Origin of the sequence: Thermodesulfobium narugense DSM 14796 (assembly GCF_000212395.1) — a bacterium.
In the GTDB taxonomy this organism is placed as follows: domain Bacteria; phylum Thermodesulfobiota; class Thermodesulfobiia; order Thermodesulfobiales; family Thermodesulfobiaceae; genus Thermodesulfobium; species Thermodesulfobium narugense.
This window is the reverse complement of the sequence record NC_015499.1, coordinates 274,584-295,015: the sequence shown is the minus strand read 5'-3', so window position 1 is coordinate 295,015 and position 20,432 is coordinate 274,584. Positions and strand designations below refer to the sequence as shown.

General features: G+C 34.4%; 18 protein-coding genes and 1 tRNA gene. 1 reads left to right on the top strand and 18 read right to left on the bottom strand.

The genetic code is table 11. The features are described 5' to 3' along the window. The first annotated feature begins 34 nt into the window (after positions 1–34). Entirely contained in the window at positions 35–3,370 is a 3,336-nt protein-coding gene (gene mfd, locus THENA_RS01395) for a transcription-repair coupling factor (protein ID WP_013755654.1), read from the top strand. Between the two features lie 3 nt (positions 3,371–3,373). Here the strand turns inward: mfd and THENA_RS01390 are convergent, their stop codons facing one another. The 18 genes from THENA_RS01390 to THENA_RS01310 all read right to left on the bottom strand — a co-directional run bounded on the left by THENA_RS01390 (position 3,374) and on the right by THENA_RS01310 (position 20,426). After that, a complete protein-coding gene (locus THENA_RS01390; RefSeq protein ID WP_013755653.1) occupies positions 3,374–3,847 on the bottom strand; it encodes a GNAT family N-acetyltransferase in 474 nt (157 codons plus the stop codon). A gap of 13 nt (positions 3,848–3,860) precedes the next feature. Beyond that, positions 3,861–4,454, bottom strand: a complete 594-nt coding sequence (locus THENA_RS01385; RefSeq protein WP_013755652.1) for a peptidase M22 glycoprotease — start codon at positions 4,452–4,454, stop codon at positions 3,861–3,863. A gap of 14 nt (positions 4,455–4,468) precedes the next feature. Then, positions 4,469–4,915 (bottom strand): tRNA (adenosine(37)-N6)-threonylcarbamoyltransferase complex ATPase subunit type 1 TsaE, encoded by a 447-nt coding sequence (tsaE, locus tag THENA_RS01380; protein WP_013755651.1) that lies wholly within the window; start codon positions 4,913–4,915, stop codon positions 4,469–4,471. Positions 4,916–4,944: 29 nt separating this feature from the next. After that, complete coding sequence (gene dnaG / locus THENA_RS01375; RefSeq protein ID WP_013755650.1) at positions 4,945–6,627, bottom strand: DNA primase; 1,683 nt, start codon at positions 6,625–6,627, stop codon at positions 4,945–4,947. A gap of 34 nt (positions 6,628–6,661) precedes the next feature. Next, positions 6,662–7,120, bottom strand: coding sequence for a 50S ribosomal protein L9 (rplI, locus tag THENA_RS01370; RefSeq protein ID WP_013755649.1), 459 nt, complete (start codon positions 7,118–7,120; stop codon positions 6,662–6,664). 40 nt (positions 7,121–7,160) lie between these two features. Continuing rightward, on the bottom strand, positions 7,161–8,099 hold the full coding sequence (locus THENA_RS01365) for a DUF2232 domain-containing protein (RefSeq protein ID WP_013755648.1): 939 nt from the start codon (positions 8,097–8,099) through the stop codon (positions 7,161–7,163). Positions 8,100–8,193: 94 nt separating this feature from the next. Beyond that, entirely contained in the window at positions 8,194–8,427 is a 234-nt protein-coding gene (gene rpsR / locus THENA_RS01360) for a 30S ribosomal protein S18 (RefSeq protein WP_013755647.1), read from the bottom strand. A gap of 80 nt (positions 8,428–8,507) precedes the next feature. Beyond that, positions 8,508–8,933 (bottom strand): single-stranded DNA-binding protein, encoded by a 426-nt coding sequence (locus THENA_RS01355; RefSeq protein ID WP_013755646.1) that lies wholly within the window; start codon positions 8,931–8,933, stop codon positions 8,508–8,510. Further along, positions 8,917–9,297 carry a 30S ribosomal protein S6 gene (gene rpsF, locus THENA_RS01350; RefSeq protein WP_013755645.1) on the bottom strand — a complete coding sequence of 127 codons (381 nt, stop codon included), beginning with the start codon at positions 9,295–9,297 and terminating at the stop codon, positions 8,917–8,919. Before rpsF ends, THENA_RS01355 begins: the two co-directional genes overlap by 17 nt. 51 nt (positions 9,298–9,348) lie before the next feature. Next, positions 9,349–9,441, bottom strand: a tRNA-Ser gene (locus tag THENA_RS01345). Positions 9,442–9,507: 66 nt separating this feature from the next. Then, positions 9,508–10,251, bottom strand: coding sequence for a UPF0280 family protein (locus tag THENA_RS01340; RefSeq protein WP_013755644.1), 744 nt, complete (start codon positions 10,249–10,251; stop codon positions 9,508–9,510). A 19-nt stretch (positions 10,252–10,270) separates the two neighbouring features. Then, a complete protein-coding gene (locus THENA_RS01335) occupies positions 10,271–11,314 on the bottom strand; it encodes a DUF933 domain-containing protein (RefSeq protein WP_013755643.1) in 1,044 nt (347 codons plus the stop codon). 1 nt (position 11,315) lies between these two features. Then, positions 11,316–11,759: a hypothetical protein gene (locus tag THENA_RS09535; RefSeq protein ID WP_013755642.1), complete on the bottom strand. Its 444-nt coding sequence runs from the start codon at positions 11,757–11,759 to the stop codon at positions 11,316–11,318. A 22-nt stretch (positions 11,760–11,781) separates the two neighbouring features. After that, positions 11,782–14,379 (bottom strand): HD domain-containing phosphohydrolase, encoded by a 2,598-nt coding sequence (locus tag THENA_RS09530; protein ID WP_154645293.1) that lies wholly within the window; start codon positions 14,377–14,379, stop codon positions 11,782–11,784. Between the two features lie 102 nt (positions 14,380–14,481). Further along, entirely contained in the window at positions 14,482–15,612 is a 1,131-nt protein-coding gene (locus THENA_RS01325) for a pyridoxal-phosphate-dependent aminotransferase family protein (RefSeq protein ID WP_013755640.1), read from the bottom strand. A gap of 16 nt (positions 15,613–15,628) precedes the next feature. Then, the gene (locus THENA_RS01320) at positions 15,629–17,500 is read right to left on the bottom strand and encodes an ATP-dependent DNA ligase (RefSeq protein ID WP_052296034.1); all 1,872 of its coding nucleotides are present in this window, start codon (positions 17,498–17,500) and stop codon (positions 15,629–15,631) included. Further along, on the bottom strand, positions 17,484–19,553 hold the full coding sequence (locus tag THENA_RS01315) for an elongation factor G (protein WP_013755638.1): 2,070 nt from the start codon (positions 19,551–19,553) through the stop codon (positions 17,484–17,486). Before THENA_RS01315 ends, THENA_RS01320 begins: the two co-directional genes overlap by 17 nt. Before the next feature lie 45 nt (positions 19,554–19,598). Further along, positions 19,599–20,426, bottom strand: coding sequence for a type III pantothenate kinase (locus THENA_RS01310; RefSeq protein ID WP_013755637.1), 828 nt, complete (start codon positions 20,424–20,426; stop codon positions 19,599–19,601). Between the last annotated feature and the right edge of the window lie 6 nt (positions 20,427–20,432).

Genomic DNA, 20,432 nt, shown 5'->3' with positions numbered 1-20,432 from the left:
TATAAAAAAAGATATTAGAAAGAGGATAGGCTAATTGAAATTTTTAGATGAATTCTTTAACAGCGTTCTTGAAAAATGCACAACAAACTACAAAAACAAAATAATCAACATACAATTTGAAACATCTTTGTTTCTGGTACATTACTTTGCACAAAAAAATAAAAAGGCTCTCTTTGTATATAAAAACGAGAAAGTCTCTCACGATGCCTATAATTTGCTTAAAAGAAGTTCAAAAATTGATTCAGAAGAAGGATTTAATTTTTTATTGTATCCAGCATGGGATATCCTTTTTGGCGAAAGACTCTCCCCATCTTTTAGAATAATCTCCCAAAGAATAATCGCACAAAAGAAAGATGCCCCGTTGATAAGTTCTGTAAAGGCTATACTTTCCCCCAAAGAAGATAATTTCCAACGCTTTTTTCTGAAAAAAAATATAGAAATTGATAGAGAAGAACTAATAAACTTACTAAGCAAGAACTATACAAGAAAGAGCCTATGTGAATTGCCCGGAGATTTTGCAGTAAGAGGAATGCTTTTAGACGTTTTCCCATTCTACTCAGAAGATCCAATCAGATTAATCTTCAGCGATAATACTATCAGCGCAATAAAATATTTCAACCCAGAAGATCAAAGGACTATCAAAGAAGTTGATAGCTTCAATTTAATTGTTATAGAAGCACTAAAATTTTTACCAGATGAAAAAGAAAAGATCAGAAAGTTTTTCAATGCCCTATCAAAGGAAGAAAGAGATATTATTTCAGAAGAAATAAAGAATATAGAAAATGACATCAACTTTTCTGGCATTGAGAATTATCTATACTTTAAAAATGACCTACAATTCATTTTAGATGACTTTGACACCATCTTTTTCGTTGATAAAGATCAAGTTCAATCAGAAGCAACAAGACTTCTACAGGAGATTGAAAAATTAAGAAGCTTTCAGATTGAAAACAAAATATATGTCAAGATGCCATCCTTTGTTTACAAGTTAATAGGGAATCCTGAAAATTTGGCTACAAAGGATTTTAATTTGGACGAGCGCTTCAAAATAATTGATTTTAACACAGAGCTAATTAAACCTCTTTCAAAAGAGGTTAAAACAGCTCCTCTTTTACCAAGAGGACGACCTGAAGACGTAAAAAACACTCTTAATTGGTACTTAAATGCCAATTACACAGTAGAAATATCTATGAATCATATACCTGACTACTTAAAAGACTTGGAAAACACTCAATTAATATTTTCAGAGAGAAATTATCCAGCAGGCATAGAGATATTAGGTATAAACAAAGAAATAACAAAAAAATACAGCATCAAAGAAAATTTAATAATCTTTACCTCACAAGAGTTTTCTACAAAGCAAACAAAAGAAAAAATAACAAGACATAAAAATATATCTAGCCTCCAGGAACTTCAGTACAACGATCTGGTAGTGCACACAGATCACGGAATAGGAAGATTTATCGGATTAAAGCTCATGAACTTTACCAAGATTCAAAGAGAATACGCGCAAATCCTATACAAGGATGGCGACATCCTATACATCCCTGTTGAAGAATTTACCAGACTATCAAAATATATTGGTCCAGACGATGCAGAACTTTCCAGTTTAAGGTCGAACGATTGGACTTCAAAGAAAAAAAGAGCCAAAGATTTTGCAGAAAAAATAGCTCATGAAATAGTTTTTATAGAAGCTTCAAGACGAAACGTTCAAAGACCAATATATTCAAATAGCAAAAACCCTACAATAGAAGAATTAGAGCTGAAAGAGAGTTTTGGCTATGAGGAAACCCCAGATCAAGAAAGAGCTATTGAGGATGTTTTTATAGATATGTCAAAGCCATACCCAATGGATAGATTAATAGTAGCTGATGCTGGCTTCGGAAAAACAGAAATAGCAATAAGAGCAGCATATAGGGCAGTGTTAGCATCAAGACAAGTTGCGTTACTTGCTCCTACCACACTATTAGCCGATCAACACTATAGAACTTTCAAAAATAGATTTGACCCCCTTGGGGTAAGAGTAGAAGTTTTGTCAAGGATTTCCAGATCAGGAAACAAAAATAAAATCCTAGAAGATTTGAAAGAGAATAAAATAGATATCATTATTGGAACACACTCGCTATTGTCAAAAGGTATAAAATTTAAAAATTTGGGTTTATTAATTATAGATGAAGAACAAAAGTTTGGCGTCATGCAAAAAGAACAATTCAAGAAGTTAAGAACAGAACTGGATGTGTTGTCTTTATCTGCAACGCCTATACCCAGAACTTTAAATATGGCATTAAGCGGCCTAAGGGATATATCAACCATCTTTACCCCACCAAAAAACAGAATGCCAATTCGAACAATAGTCTCACCCTTTAAAGACACAATTGTTAGAGAAGCCATATTAAGAGAGCTTGACAGAGGGGGTCAAATTTTTGTCGTCGATGCAAGAATTTCTAATTTAAATAATTTGAAAGAGAAGATAGAAAGTATAGTAGGAAATGTTAGTTGTGCAGTATTACATGGTCAAAAAAGCCCTCAAGAGATATCAACAACCTTAGAAAGATTTTTAAACAAAGAAATAGACCTTCTCATATCAACAGCAATATTAGAATCTGGCTTAGATATCCCAGAGGTAAATACCATAATTATAAACAACGCAGATCTATTTGGACTTTCTGAGCTTTATCAACTAAGAGGCAGGGTAGGTAGGAGTTTCAAACAAGGTTATGCATACTTTTTATACAGTTCTGACAAAAAGATTACAGAAGACGCAAAAAGAAGATTACAAACCATCCAAATGAACTCTGCACTAGTTAGCGGTTTTAATATTAGTCTGAAAGACATGGAAATAAGAGGAACTGGAAACGTATTGGGAACAGAACAACACGGGCACATGGAAAATATTGGAGTTGAACTATTCACAGAGATGATAGCAGAAGAGCTTGCAAGAATAAAAGGGACAGCCAAGGAATTTACTAGGGTAAGAGCTGAAATTGAACTCTATATAGACAAAAATTATATAAACGAAGAGGGATTAAGAATTGATCTTTACAAAAGGCTTCAAAGGGTTGACAGTGAAGAAGAACTTTTTTCATTGCAAGAAGAAATTGAAGACAGATTTGGAAAAATGCCAAAAGAACTATCAAATCTTTTCTTGCTGACGTTAATAAAACTAAAAGCCACAAAAATTGGAATAAAGGAATTAAGTATCTTAAAAGACAGCATAAAAATAGCTCCAAATACTACCAACTTTCTTGAAAAAATTAAAAAGAATGGCTTCTTTGTCAAATCTACAAAAGAAGAAATAGTAGTTAGGCCGACCAGCCCAATTGATTCATTGGGCTTTGCTATTTCAATACTTTCATCGCTCTCAAGTTAATTCTTAAGCTTCTCTCTTCATTATCCAGGCGTCTTTGTTTTCTCCATAATAATTCTTTCTCTTATATACTATCCTAAAGCCCAGTTTAGTATAAAAAAGACAAGCAGCTGTATTCGTAGTTTCTACTTCAAGCCATATCTCTTTTCCTTTAAGATAAAACTTGTCATAAGCAAATTTGAAGAGTCTCTTTCCCAAACCGAAATTTCTAAAATCTCTCTTCACATATATATAAGCAAGATGAATCTCGTCATATAACTTGAAGAATGAAATAAAACCAACCACCAGATCTTCATAAATCGCTACAAAAAAACATTTTAAAGGATCAAATAAATCTTTTTTTAGAAACTCTATATTCGAATAAAAGGATGGCAGTTCTCTGCCAAATTCCATTAAGCTTTCGCAATGAGAGAGAGTTGCAGGAATAATATCAACTTTCGAAAAGTCTACTTTAAAAGAATCTGTATTTTTTATATCCATAGTAACTCAAATTCTATCGACTGAAGACCTTAACATTGAGATCAATCCCATATTCAGGCTCAAAGCTATACACATCTTCTTCTCTAAAAACATTGAAATTTATTTTTATGTCTTTGAAAGAAACGCTCTTAAAATTTTTAAAAGGGTTATTTCCTATAAAAAGACCACACAGATCGTTTAACTTTTCCTCTGCAACTAGATTATATCCACAAAGACCTTTAGTTGAAACAACTTTCGCCAGATAGTAGCTGTTTTTTTTAGAAAAAAGAGCTATGTTTTGAATTTCTTTTGAAGAATCTGTGCCATATAAAAAAATCTCAAAAATATTCGCCGAAAAAAGTTTTGTCCTAAGGCATAGGCATAAAGTTTTGGCAAATAATATAACTGTTCTCAGAGCGGTAAAAGAGCCGGGTCCTCTTGATACATAAATTGAATCAATATCGTTTAGATTAAAGCCATACAAATCCAAAAACTGTTTAAATTTTAGATGGAGTTGATCTGATAAGTGCCCCTTAAAACTGTAATCTTTAATGTTTTCCCCATTATCTAGTAAGAAATAGGTTTCATCGTTAATGTGCGCTATAAAGAACTTATTTTTTCTATTCATAATATTCATTAAGATTACTTTTTAGTATAGCTTTGATAAAATTCACGTGCTTTCTCCCCACAAATAATAACTTCTCTATGATCTTCAAAAACAACAAACTTTAAAATATTAGATTTTTCGAATATTGGCAGGTCAAATTTTGGCCATTCAACGATCACTATAGCATCTTCAACCTCTTCGAGTTCCATAAAAAGATCATAATCAGGTTTTTCTAATCTATAAAAATCAAGATGGTAAATCTGAGTATCTTTAAAATTATACTTGTTTAAAAGAGTAAAACTTGGGCTAAAAGCATCCTTTGTTATCCCTCGCACAAAGGTGGTCTTACCAGATCCAAGCTCCCCCTCCAAAAGCAAGATATCTTTTTTCTCAAGGCAAGATCCAATCTTAGAACCAAACTCAATCATCTCTTGTTCGTCCTTAATCGATACTTTAAAGGTTTCGCCTTCACACTTTAGCATACAACTAATCTTTTAACACATTTAAGTTATCAATCGTTAATTCTTGCAATTTTTGAAGATAACTCCTTTTCTTTTTTTGCTAATTCCAAAAATTCGACCATAGCATCCTTATCTTTGGACAAGTTTTCTTTTAGTAGCAACATATTTTTTCTTGTCCATGCCAGTTGCAATATCTCTTCCCACTGATCGTCTGGAATAATTGGTACATCTTCTAGTATAATTTGGCTTACTTTTGCCTTTGTTTTATCAGAAAGGTCAAGAATATTTTCATCTATATCAAAGCTGTCCATATTAAAAATCTCTTCTGCAGCTTGTAAAAACTCTTCATCGTTAAAGAGCATAGAATAATCAAAAGACTTAAGCAAAAAGTAGAAATCAGGTCTTTCAATAATAGTTCTCAAAATGTGTCTATCAAAATAGTTAACCAAATTGTAAAAAATTTTTTCCCCTGACATCTTTCTTTTAGACATTCTTTCTGAATCGGACAAAATTCTTGATTCAGGAACGTGCAATTTTTCACTGACCTTTTTTACAAAATCTTCAATCTCTTCTGCTCCAAGATTTTGCAGTTCTCTAATAGCTAACCTATACTTTTGCCTTTTTGATTCTATTGTGTTAGAAGGATCAGAAAATATAAGATTAATTCTAAAATCAACCCCGCTGATATAATTTTGCAATATTCTTTCCATTACGCTTTTGTCATATTTTGTTAAAACATCATGTGGATCCAGCCCTTCTGGAAGGCTTGCAACAGATAAATTACAGCTAAACTGGTCTGTCATATTCAAAAGTCTGTTAGTAGCAATTCTTCCCGCATCATCAGAATCGTACATAATTATCAATCTTTCCACTAGTTTATCAATTCTCTTGAAACTAGATGGATTAAGGGTAGTGCCCAAAGATGCAACTGTATTTCTAAAGCCTTTTTGATGCATCATCAAAGCATCTAAATAGCCCTCTACAAGAATAACTCTTTGCGAACTCTTTATGTGCTCAAATGCCTTATCAATTAAGAAAAGGGTGTTCTTTTTTCTGAAGACAAGCGTATCAGGATAATTTAGATATTTTGGGGAATCAAGATCGTTTTTAATAAGCCTCCCACCAAATGCAACTATCTCGCTCTCTACATTTTTTATAGGAAATGAAACTCTTCCAGAAAGCCTTAAAACGCCTTCCTTAAAGTTTAAAAAGATTGCAGATTTATAAATTATATCCTCAGAAAAAGAAAGTTTTTTTAATCTTTCAACTAATTCGCTTGCATCTTCTGGAACAAAGCCGATTTCATATTCTTTCAAAAAATCATCAGAAAAGCCTCGTGAGCGCATATATTCTAAAGCATTTTTCCCCGATTCTTTCCACAAACTTTCTCGGAAAAATAGCCCTGCCTCTCTTAGAACTCTTAAAACTTGATCCTTTGAAGAACTTTCAAATTCAGATGAAACCTCAACTCCACAAATTGAAGCCGCTTTTTTAAATGCTTCAACAAAGGTAAGGTTTTCAAGCTTCATAAGGAAGGTAAAAACGTCTCCACCAACTTTGCATCCGAAACAATAAAAAAGCCCCTTTTCTGGATTAACGTAAAAGGATGGAGTTTTCTCATTGTGAAAAGGGCAAAGCCCAACCAAACTGTTACCTCTTTGTCTTAAGTGAACGTAGTGTCCAATAACGTCAGTAATAGAAATTTGCTTTTTAATATAATCAAAATCAGTCATATCAATCTATTTTCTTGTTTTTAAAATTAAATAACTATGAATCTGAAACACCTTCCACTGTTAATTTTATAACAGAAAATACTCCCGGATAAACTCTTATTTTTGCTTCATATTCACCAGGAACTTTTGCTCCTTCAAAGGTTATTTGTTTTGGATCAAAATCAAATCCCATTTCCTTCAACTTGTTTGATATGTCTTTGGAGGTTATCGCTCCATAAAATTTATTATTTTCTCCCATCCTTGCTTTGATTAGTATATTAGTCGAGGAAAGCTTCTGCGCTATAGTTTTGGCTTCAGCCAATCTTTTGTCTTCTTTCTTTTTACTAGCTATTTTTCTTTTTTCATACTCTTCTATAATTGGCTTTGTGGCTTCTTTCGCAAGGTTTTTTAAAAACAAATAGTTCCTTGCATATCCTTGAGACACCTCAACTATATCCCCTGCCTTGCCAAGAGATTTTATATCTTGAGTTAAAAGAACCTTAATCTTGTCCATAATATATCACTTCCTTTCTAACAAGATTAAAAAATAATTTTTAATTAAATCTAGAGTTAAAGTACTTTCTAATATTAAATACAGAATCAAACACACCCAAAAAAACCAATAAAAAGCTTAAAAACGGCACTATCACAAACAGTAATACTACGATCAAGTTTATAACTTTAGTAAAGATATCGTTCTTAAAAAATAATTTTTTAGACAGAATAAAAAAGAGTACAGATGCGCCTGCAAACATATATACAAAAGTAAGTATCAATTCAACGTTTAAAAAAGCATTTTTGATCTCGTTTGAAATGGGCAAAAAACTAGCTACTAGTGAGGTTAAAAACAACAAACTTAATTCATAAGGAATTCGAATATCTTTAAAATCACCAAATTGTAAAACTTCAATCTTGTATAAATATCTTAAAACATACGAAACAATCCTATATTGAAATATTGACCAAACGAAGAATAAAAGTATTACCAAAGAAGGAAGGTAGATCTCAAGATACTTCACAAATTGCTTTATCTCTTCGGTTGTTACGCCCGAAGAACCCTGATAATAAGATATCATATACGATTCAAATGCTGTATAAAGGTTGTTTAAAAGATCCTTTGGCCCAGTTAGGATAACGAATGCCACGCCTAAAGCAAATAATCCAGACAATGCTGCAGTTGTACCAAGAAGGACGTTTATTGGTTTTTCTTTCTTTAAAATCAGTCCCATAACAATACCAAGAGAGAAATTGATTGCACAAAATATTATAGAAATAATGTATGGCAAAAAGATTGCAAGGAATATGCCTGATAAAAGAAGGGTCGATACTCCATAAAAAATGCCCCTTCTGTACGTCACTGTACATATAGGCACAGCCATTAAAAGAAGTCCCAAAAAACCCAAAGTTGGAACATAAACGCCAAATAAAACAAAAAACACCACTAAGGCTGACGCTAGCAAAACCTCAATGGCATCAAAGTTTTTTTTAAACAAATAACCTCCTTACATAAAGGGAGTAGTTAGCAAAGGGTTTTAGATCCTACAGCCAAGCTCTAAAAACTTATAGCTAACTACCCATAATTATCTTCTAGTCAACAGTAAATGGCAAAAGAGCTATCATCCTTGCTCTTTTAATCGCTGTTGTGAGCTGTCTTTGATGCTTGGCACAAAGTCCAGTAGCCCTTTTTGGTAAAATTTTTCCCCTGTCGCTTAAATACTTCTTTAAGCGATTAACGTCTTTGTAATCAATATATTTAACCTTTTCGGCACAAAAGGAGCAAGCCTTTCGCCTAACCCTTTTTCTTGTATTTTGTAAAGCCAATCAAAACCCTCCTTAAAATTTAAAAAATAACTACTTCACATTCTTTAGTAAATTTTAGAACAAATCAATAGATTTAGAAATTAAAATGGAGAATCTCCTTTTGAAAAATCCTCGTCAAAGATAAAATCATCTAACTCTGTAGTATCTTCGCCTACCTCAGATTTCTGAGCATTTTCTTGCTTTGGGCTCAAAAGCTGAATACTGTCCGCAATAATTTCGGTAACAGTTCTCTTAGAGCCTTCCTTTGTTTCATAACTTCTATTTTGCAATCTACCCTCTACAAGAAAGAGAATTCCCTTTCTCATAAAGTTACTAGCAAACTCTGCAGTAGAGCGCCAAGCAACAATATTAAAAAAATCTGCATTTGTTTGATCAGTGGAATTTTTCCTGTTAATTCTATTAACAGCAATAGTCAAGCTTGCCACTGGAACGCCATCAGCAGTGTATCTAAGCTCTGGATCCTTAACCAATCTACCTACCAGAATAACCTTATTGAACCTGCTCATTAGAATCAGTCTCTCCCTCTTTTGACTGATTATCCTCCTTTTCAGCACTCAAAGCAGCCTTTTGAAGGACGTCTGGTTTTTTAACAATCATGTGACGAATAACGATTTCGCTAATTTTCAAAATTCTGTCAACCTCAGCTACTACAGACGTTGGAAGTCTGAATTCGTCATAGATATAAATGGCCTCGCGCAAGTCATCAATAGTGTAAGCTAATCTCTTTTTGCCCCAATTATCGCTTTTCAAGAGTTCTCCAGAACTTTTAGAGATCAGATCGTGAATACGTTTCATCAACGCATCAATCTTTTCCTCTTCAGCATTGGGGTTAAACAAAATTACCAACTCATAAAGCTTTGAATTTGCCAACAATACACCTCCCTATGGGTTTTGCCCTTTTTAAAGGGCAGGGATAAAAAATGGCGGAGAGGGAGGGATTCGAACCCTCGAGACGGTTTTTTGCCATCTACACGCTTTCCAGGCGAGCCTGTTCGACCACTCCAGCACCTCTCCAAAAAGCAAAACATATTATAACACAGTTATCAATATAGAGAAAACAACCAAAAACGGCGACAAATTTTATCCAAAACTAACCTTTATCTTACCAAATATAGCCATATTTGAATCGATTACGCAAACAACTCCCAAAATCGGTATATTAAAATCATATATCATCTTCTTATACTTGTCCAAAACTCTTTTAAGATCATGAGAAGTTTTGATATCGTTTGCTATCCTGGTGGCAGCAGCATCAGACAGGGCACAATTGTTACTCACAACTAAAGTCGCACAAGTTTTACCAAAGGATAGAGAAGGACCAATGGTTGCGGATGATGTAGCAATCCCAAGGGGTTTGTGATCATGTCTTTCATCAACAGTTATAATAATTTTGTCCTTAAATACTTCATCGTTTGTATAAACTCTTATGTTTACTAGACCCTTTTTGTAAATAAAAATGTCCCCTCCATTTTCTATTATTAAATCATCCCCCTTAAAAAGTTTTTCGCCAAGAATTTGAGCTATAGCACCTGCCACACACGCCATAGGTCCAACGTTCATAATTTTTGAATAATTTTTCATAACTTTCACGATATAAGGTTCACCTAAAGTATTTTCTATTGGAATTAAGGAGTATCTAAAAAAATTTTCCCTTTCAATGTGTTCGATGATATCCTTTCTAAGATTGTACACAATATCCCTTGCTTCTGGCAGTATATTATTAGAAAGGATCAAGATTTTTGACTCTCCAACATCGACAAAGGTAGGTTTCAGTTCGCTATGCAAGTTTTCAACATAAAATCTTCTTTTATAGTCTAAATACACGATCTTTAGTCATCTAAATTTAGATATTGAATCTAACGTGGAGGATGTCGCCATCCTTTACCAAATATTCCTTGCCTTCTAACCTTAAAAGGCCTCTCTTCTTCGCCTCATTCATTGAGCCGCAACCTATAAAATCCTCATACGAAATAACTTCAGCGCGGATAAATCCCCTTGCAATATCAGAATGAATCTTTGCCGCAGCCTCTAAGGCACTTGCACCTTTTCTTACTTGCCAAGCTCTAACCTCATCCTTACCAACTGTAAAAAACGTCATATATCCCAACAGGTTGTAACAAGCTTGAATAAATCTTTCAAGACCAAAACTTGTTAAACCAAAACTTAAGAGCATTTCCTTTGCCTCTTCAGGCTCAAGCATTGATAACTCTTCTTCTAACTTCGCAGAAAGCGCAAGAACTTTAGCACTCTTCCCAAGAAAACGGGTGAATTCATCTTCAATTTGCCCAATATTGGCAAGATCATTTTCACCAATATTGAGTAGCAAAAGAAATGGCTTAAGGGTCAAAAATGAATAATGCTTTAGATGTGTTACTTCATCATTTGAAAGTTCTACCTCTCTGAATAACTTCCCTTCTTCTAATATTGGAAGAGCTTTTCTTAGAATTTCTATTTCTTCTTCCTGACTATTTTTCTTAACCCCTTTTAAAGAAGTTTTTATCCTCTTTTCTACGACGGCAATATCTTCAATTATAAGTTCATCTAAAAATTTTCTTATATCTCGCCTCGGATCAACATCTGGGTATATATATGGATAAAGCGAAATGTCAAAAGACCTAGCCACAAAGGATATAACATCAGCGTTTTTCATCTCGTTTATAAGCGATGGATCTATTTTCTTTCTTAAGTCAAATGCACTTAGCTCTTTTATGGGAATAAATGCTGGAGTTTTTTTAAGTGGTTCAAAGATTTTGGCCAAAGTTTCAAGTCTTTCATCAGGAACCGGTATCCTTCCCTCGCTTTCCGATTTTTGCAAGCTGCTTCTTTTCAGTAAAAGGTTAACAACTGTAGTTTTTCCTGAAAAAGGGAAGGCAGTTATTCCAACCAACCTATTTCACCTCAAAATCAAGCTTTGATACTTCTTTGCCGTTCAACAAAAGGATTATCTCATACTTCCCTACTGGCCAACTTTTACCCGGATTAAGGGCTACATGTGTAATCCATAATTCGTCAGGTTTTTCTACCACTTCTGAGATCTCAGAGAAAGTAGTTGGCTCCTGATCTATATACTGAAATCTTGCTACCAACTTATCATTGGGCACTGCATCGGCATATTTTACCCAATAGTATAAAATAGGCCAGTCTTGGGGGAAGACAGTTAGCTTCTCAAAACTATTTGGGTCCTGATTGTTTGGAGCCATTTTGGATATTCCCTGATCGACTACTTGAAAAGCATACGCATTTGTGGGAAGAAGCGCTAAGCACAAAGTAAGCAAAAACATTAACAATAAAAGGATATTTTTTTTCAATAATCTAAAAAACAACACTATCATTTTGCCCTCCTTAAATTTGAATTTAATCTTCATCGGCTGTTTGGGAAATCATCCTAACAAACATCTGAGCAAGATAAGGATCAAACTGTGTACCAGAACACCTGCTTATTTCTGCAAGAGCATCCAGCTTCGTCATTCCTTTCCTGTAGGGTCTATCAGAAATCATAGCCTCAAAAGAATCAGCAATAGAAACTAACTTTGCAAGAAATGGTATTTCGTCTTTGCTTAGACCATATGGATAACCCTTCCCATCATATCTTTCGTGGTGATACAAAATAATCTCCAAAAGCCCTGGCATAAGCTCTTCCTTTATGGATTTTAAAATATTATATCCAACAATTGGATGAGACTGCATTAGAATATACTCCGTTTGTGTTAATTTATCGGGCTTTTTTAGTATAGTATCTGGAATTCCTACCTTGCCTATATCATGAAGTAGTGCGCCAAATCCAAGAACGTCTATGTCCTTTTTATCCAGTTTCAGATATTTTCCAAATCTTACAGAAAAGGTACTAACTCTTTTGGAGTGCTTTGCAGAAAACGGGTCCCTTGCATCTAAAGCCTGAGCTATGCTCTCAAGAGCTTCCTTGTAAAGATCTTTTGAGTGTTGGATTGAATAAGTGAAACCAATCTTTTGATTCAAAATATCGTTTAAGTTCATGAAGAATTCAGAGTGAATCACCCTCATGTCAAATGCTCTTAGGTAAACAATGACATTGGCATAAGGCTTATCGTACAAGCGTAGTGGCATTATAGCAATCCTTACAGCGTCGCTGGGCAAATTTGGGCAATTTATCTTTCTTATAGGCACAATTTTAAAATCACTAAACGGCATAGCATAAATACACGTTTCTGATATGTCACTATAACTAGTCTCTTCGTTAAGATAGATACACCTTGCATCCGACACAAAGTTCAAATTATCCACCAGAAAGTTAACAGCAAGATTAATAGTATCGTCAATATTTTCCATACCAGAAAGCTTTATCGAAATGTCCCTAAAGTAAAAGTTCATCTCAGTAGAATCTTCTAAAATTTCTTCCCTTTCAATTCTAGAAAGATACAAAGAAAGCATATCTGACACTCTTATTAGAAATTCTCTTTGTTCTGACTGAAAGACATATGGCTTGTCAAAAAATAACAAAATTGAACCAATAGGCATCTCCTTAGAATTTAGAGGAGAACATATAACTGAGTAAAAACCTTTTTCTAATATCTCATTAGAATACTTCAAAATAGGATTGGCTCTCAAGTCAAAAATTACAGAAACCTTTTTATCTAAAAATACCTGACCGACCCAAAAATTCAATATTTCAAGTTTATTAAGTTTTAAATAAAGATCATCAGGAATTTCGCCCACTAGGCTATCAATTATTAAATTTTGCCCACAAGAATCCAACAAATAAAGCATAACAACGTTGGCATTAGTTATCTCTTTAATTAGCTGCAAAGATTTTTCTAATATCTTTTCTTTTGAATCAAAGCTATTAATATAAGATGCTATTTTCATTAAAACAGAGTTGTTTTGTGCTACAAATCTGCTTTCTTCCTCAGTAGCCCTAAGTTGTTGCTGAGCAGCGTAAAACTCATCAAGCATAACCTGAAGTGAAAAGGAAAGTCTTGCAATTTCATCCTTGCCTTCAAAGATTGTAAATGCCTCTCCAGATATTGGATTCTTAGAAATTCTTTCAGCTTCATCAGCTAAATTTTCTAAAGGGCGAGATAAATATTTGCCTAGAATCAAACCAAAATATCCTGCTAAAATAAGCAGGGAAAACATGGGAAACAACGAACCCAAGATAAGACTTCCAATTTTAAGGTCTATCTCGTAATCAGGATATCCACCAACAATAAAAAATGGCGTGTAGTCAATCTTTTTTGAAAACATTGTAAATTGCGAACCATCAATATAAGTTTTGAAAAATTTTTTGTCAAAAAAGTTTTCTATTGGAAAATTAAATTTTATTGGATGGCTTAAACTTATTGAGTCCATCTTTCCCGATACAATAAAAAACTTGAATGGAGCATTAACCCCTTTGTTAATCTCATCAGATAAATAATCAAACCACTTAAGAGACACTGATGTAATTATAAAGCCTTCAATGCTATTTTCTTGAGTAAATATGGGATAAATAGCCACAATCATATTTTTTGAATCCAATTGAAGAGGTCCAAACATAGCAAATGACTTGTTCTCTAATGCACTTTTGAAGTATGTCCTTTGAGAGAGGTTTTCGTGACTTAAAATTGCTCCCTTTTCTTTATCAAAACCCTCAATTACGTTGCCATTTGCTTCAACAACTAATATAGAACTAAAAGCTTGATTTCTTAGCAAAAAATCTTTCAGCAAATTTATAGATCCAGCTCTAAAATTAATTCTTCCCAAATTTGAACTTAAGTTTGTGATTGGATTTACTATATCGTTTGAAATTTTCGAGTTTATATAGTTCGACTCAATCTCTAAAGCGCTTTGGAAATTAACGTTCATAAAATCTCTATAATCTCTGGATTGTTCGTAGATCATAAAAATAACGTTTAAAGAAATTATAATTAAAGACAAACCAATAAAAACAAGGCTCATCTTTTTGTATAGTCTGAGCCCTGCCCAAAAATGTTTCACATAATTCAAAAGCTTCTTAAAATTTTCAAAGAATAACAATAAATTTATCCACTGTCCTCAAAAGTCACCAAAATAAATTTTTAAAAGTCTATTTCTTTTTTTCTAAAGCATACTTGACGCAACGTCTGTGCCGCCTTCTTTAAATAACCCATAACGCTTCAATATATTTTCTAGCGCGCTCAACAAATATAAAACGTTTTGAGGCCTTGCAGATTCAGCCATAGTTCCAAACCTGGCAATCTTTCCCTTTAGCTGAGCAATTCCCAAAGCTATTTCAATCCCAAATTCCTCCAATAGTATCTTTCTGAGCTTTATATCCTCTATTTCAGCAGGAAGATAGACTGCAGTCACCACAGGATTCTGAACGTTCTTTTCGGCAACCAATTTAAAGCCCATAGCTTCAAGTCCCTTCTGTAAAGCAAGACCAACTTTTCTATGTCTCTCAAATCTGTTTATTAAACCCTCTTCAATAATAAGGTCAAATCCCTTGTTGCACGCATAGAAAAGACTTACTGGGGGAGTGTGATGATATGCCCTTTCTAACCAGTATTTTCTTATGAGTCTAAGGTCAAGATAATAGTTTCTGGGCGCTAAAGACTCTAAAATCCTCTCAGCTCTTGGACTAAAACTTATAGGAGCTACACCAGGAGGGCAACCTAAGCACTTTTGTGAACCGCTATAAACTATATCAATTCCCAAATCATCTACAGGAACATTAACTCCGCCCAAAGAGGCAACAGTATCAACTAAAGTTAAAACTTCATATTTCTTGCAAATATTCATAATATCTTCAAGAGGCTGAAGTACGCCAGTAGATGTTTCTGCATGGACACAAGCGAAAAGCTTAGGGGAAAATCCCTTTATAGATATCTCTACATCTTCTGGGTTAAGTGCCTTGCCTTCAGGAGCACTAACTACCTTTACATTACAGCCAATTCTTTCTGCAATCATTCTTATTCTATCGCCAAAATGCCCTATTACACCAACTAGAACTTTATCTCCTGGATCAAGGAAGTTAATTAGAGATGCCTCCATACCAGAAGTCCCGGTACCAGGCAAAAGCATGCAAGTATTTTCAGTTTGAAATATTGTTTTAAGTTGACCTTGCAACTGATCTAAAAGAGCAAAGAAAGATGGATCAACGTGACTTACAAGAGGTTTAGCCATAGCTAAAAGCACTTCTGGATGAACCTCAGATGGACCTGGACACATCAAAATGGTTTTCTTGTTCATTTAACTTTTGACCTCCTTAGTCAAATAGAGTCTTATCTTTATCCTTAATTTTAGTTTTTTTTAATAATTTTGTAGTATTTAAATTAACAGAATTTTCTGAAACATTCTTGCTCTTTTTATTTTTTGAGATTTCAAACATTTCAAAAATTTCATTTGGTGTAGTAGAATCAAAGGGACTTTTGTCATATCTTATTCTTTTTGCTCTAGGAAACCTAAGCGCAAAACCGCTTCCTGAGGATAAAGTATTTAAAGAATCATTACCCAATTCTTTTCTTCCGACAGTATGTACAGGGCTAACAGTTATTTCATCTGCTTCAACTTCAACTACTATCTTTGGTTTTACCCAAAAATCCGGGTTTATTTTTGAAATATAATTGTTAGGTTTAAAGCTAGTCCTTATTTCTTCAAGATTTTTAAGAAGCTCAACCCACTCTTCTTCAGTAAATCCCGAACCAAGTTTCGCTATCGTTTCGAAACAATCCATCTCAGGATTATACAAGCCTATTAACAAAGAACCTATACCCAATTTTATCCTCTGTCCTTTTCCATAAAAATATCCCATGATAACAGCGTCAATAGTATCAGAAAGAATTGACTGTTTCATAGATCTCTTCAATTTTATCCAGTTAAAGTTTCTTGAACCTGCTTGGTATACTCCGTCTAATCTCTTTATCATTATTCCTTCCATGCCTTCAGAAACGTACTTCTCAAACAAACTCTTTATCCTTTCTGGGCTATCAGCTTCAGAGGAATCAGATATTACAATCGTGTCGTTTTTCAATATAGTGTCGTTTAGAAGCCTTTTTCTCTCAAATAGAGGTTTGGAGGTAATATCAAGATCATCTTTATAAAGTAGATCAAATACCTCTAATCTTAGCGGAAATTTTGCAGCTACTTTTAAAATATTATGTTTTCTCTTTCTTTGGACAGTTATTTGAAAGGGCATAAAGCGCAAGGTTTTAGGATCAAAACTAATTGCTTCTCCCTCAAAAATACAATTTTTTGCCCTACAATACTTGATTGTAGACTCAACTATTTCTGGAAACATATGGGTATTGTCTTCAAGATTTCTTGAATAAATTTTAACCTTATCGCCAATTTTATGAACCTGACATCTAAACCCATCATACTTAGGTTCTACAATGCACTTGCCTAACTTATTAAAAATCTCTTCTGGATTTTCCATTCTTTCTGCCAGCGCCATCCTAATAGGATTTCCAACAATAGCGTGTACAAAGTCGAGAGCTTCTTCTCCTTCTTTAAATAACATATATGCAACATAGCCAAGATCAGAAGTAAGGTTATAACATCTTTCAATTTTTGGCTTCAAATCCTTGCTCTTAACTCTGGCAAAGGAGAGAGCCTCAATTACTGTAGCATCCTGTGCACCTAATCTAAGCCTGCCAAGAATAATTCTTACTATGTAAAGGGCCTCTAATGAACTTGCTCTATCTAACATTTCTGTAAGAAGTTCTATTTTTTTGTCCTGAGAACTAGGTCCTGAAGTAAGAGCTATTGTCTTAAGATAATTAAAAACCTCATTAAGGCTTAGGCTACTTTGCTTATCTTTAACTATGTTTTTTGCTACCAAACCAAGATCTCCTAACTCCTTATACATGTCTTCAATCTCAACCTTAAAACCACCATATATTCTCAGTAAAGACTCGATAACAAACTTTTCTCCCACGCCAAAGTCAACAGCTTCAAAGGATGGTCCTGTTTTCCCTGATAAAAGATAGATAGCGATCTTTACGTCTTCTGGAGAAATATTTTCGAAATAATCTGCAAGAATCTCCATCATTCTTAGCCTTGAGGTCTCTTTTTCGAGCTTTTCAAAGACCTGGGCTAATAAAATAAAGCTGGATTGTAAGCTATTTGTTGCTTTCAACATTAGCTTCCTTTATAACCTTTTCAGCAATCTGAGGAGGGGCTTCTTCAAAGTGATCAAATCTGGTTATAAAAGAACCTCTGCCTTGAGTAATAGACCTCAAATCCATTGCATAACTTACAATTTCACTTTGAGGAACGTATGCTTTAATAACAGTTTCAGAATCCTTTATAGAATCCATACCTTGAATTCTTCCTCTTTTAGAATTCAAGTCTCCCATAACATCTCCAGTAAAGTCTTTCGGTACCGTTACCTCAATATAGTTAATTGGCTCAAGTAAAACCGGTTTCGCCTTTTCCATAGCCTTTTTGAAAGCAAGATGCGCAGCCATCTTAAATGAAAGCTCGTTAGAATCTACTTCGTGATAAGATCCATCTACCAAAATCGCCTTAATGCCTATTACTGGATAGCCCGCTAAATGCCCGCTGCTCAAAACTTCGCGAAGACCCTTTTCTACAGCAGGGACATACTGTTTTGGAACAACCCCACCTACAATCTGGCTCTCGAAAACAAACTCTTCTTCATAGCCAATAGGTTCAAATTTTATTATGACATGACCATATTGACCATGTCCTCCTGTTTGTTTTTTGTGTTTACCTTCCGCTACAACCGGAATCTTAATAGACTCTCTATAAGCAACTTTTGGTTTTACGAGATTACCTTCCACCTTGAATCTCCTTTTAACCTTCTCCATCAGAACGTCCATCTGTATATCCCCTAAACCGCCGAGTAAAAATTCGCCTGTTTCTGGACTTTTCCCATAGAACATTGATGGATCCTCTTCAATAAACTTTATAATAGCAGAACCCAGTTTCTCCTCATCACCCTTTGCCTTTGGGTAAACGCCCATAAAAAAGGTTGGTTTTGGAAACTCTATCTTTTTTGGCTCATACTTTATCTTAGAGCGAGAAAGAGTATCATTGGTAGTCGTAAACTGAAGCTTGGAAAAGGTGATTATATCTCCACAATCAGCTTCTTTAGTAACAACGGGCTCTTTGCCAAACGGAAAGCTAACGCTTGCTATCCTTTCTTCTTGTTGCTTGGTAACGTTATATAAAACAGATTCTCCCTTATACGAACCACTTAAAATTTTCGCATAGCTAACTTTTCCGACAAAGGGGTCTAGCACGGTCTTAAAAATTTGTATTATGAGCTCAGAGTCTGAGCTTATTGAAAAAACCTTCTTTTCCTCTTCAGAGTATACTTCAAGGTTCTCTTTTTCACTATAATCTGGGAAATAATAGCCAAACGCTCTAACCAATTGGGCTATACCGTAGCCCTTTACAGAAGAAACGGGTATTACCAAAGCAGTCTTACCGAGCTTTACCGCATTTTTCAAACTTGAAACAATTTCTTCCTCGCTCAGGTCTTCTCCTGCAAGATATTTTTCCAAAATAGCGTCATCGCCCTCAGCCGCAGCCTCTTTTAATCTTTCTTGCTCTTCTTCAATTTTTGATTCCAATTCTTTTGGAAATGATTCTTCAAGATGAAATTTGAAATCACCATCAAAGACGATGCTTTTTTTGCTCATTACATGGACCATACCTTTAAACTCACCTGCATTGCCAAAAGGCAGATACATACAAGCAATATTAAAGCCTAAAGACTTTGATCTTAATTCACTGACAGCGCTAAAAAAATCTGATCCCTCTTTGTCCATTTTGTTTACTACAACCATAAACGGTTTTGGATTCGCCCTTAGTCTCTTTAAGATCTTCTCGATGCCAACTTCCAGCGAGCTTGTAGCATTTAATAGTAAAACCAAGCCGTCCGACACGCTTTCTGCAGCTACCACATCGCTTTCAAAATCAAAAAATCCTGGCGTATCAATAATGTTATATTTAGTACCTTCCTCTTCGAAGTTTACTACAGAAAGCGCAAGAGTCATTTTTCTTTTTATCTCTTCTACATCATAATCTGTAACAGTATTCCCAGAATCTACAGAACCTAACCTTGAAATCTTTTTTGCATGAAACAAAAGCGCTTCGGTTAGTGAAGTTTTCCCTGCCCCAACATGAGAGGCTAAACTAATTGTTTTGATAGTTTTCCCCATATTACCATCCCTTTCAAAATTTTATTGAATATATTTAACTTTAAACTAAGAACTTTTCTCATTCAAAGATTCTTTGTACTCTGCGTATCTATATATTCCCCAAAGAGTTAGATGAGGAAAATATGGCCATGACAACTCGCTTTCAAAAAACCTTGCACTACCACCGGTCAAAACAGTAGTAAAGTCGCCAAACTTTTCATGCCATGACCTAATAATGCCCTCAAGGCCAAAAACTATAGAATAAAATATGCCATTATTTAAAGCATCATTAGTATTCCTTGAAGGAACGTTGGTATGATTTATTGTAATATCTGCCATTGGCAAATGAGGCAAAAAAAGGTTTATAGATTTACAAATCATATCTATTCCTGGCATGATAAAACCGCCTTTATACACGTTCTCCTTGGTTAGGTCAACTGTAATTGCTGTCCCCATATCTACAACGCACACTCCTTCCCCATAAAAAAGTGATGCTCCAATAGAGTGTAGCAGTCTATCAATCCCTATCATATCTATATCATATTCAATCCCAATTATGCCAACAAGATCCCTAGGTTCAATTACTTTAGCAGAAAAAAGGCGCTCGTTCAAAAATGACAAAAGGTGCTTTTCTATGGTTAAATTTACAGAAGAGATAAAGCACTTAACCTTATTATCGATTTTGTTTTCTTTCAACCACTTATCAAGAAGATTAGAGTCAAATTTACTATTGACAAAAATTTCCTCTAATCGAAAGGCACCGTAATGCTTCATACACGAATCTTCAAAATAAGAACATTTTAATCTAGAGTTGCCTAAATCAAAAGCAAGTACAGAAAATTTTTTTTCATTTGATATATACTCATCGTTAAATCTTTTAATGCCAATTTTCACAAAGTA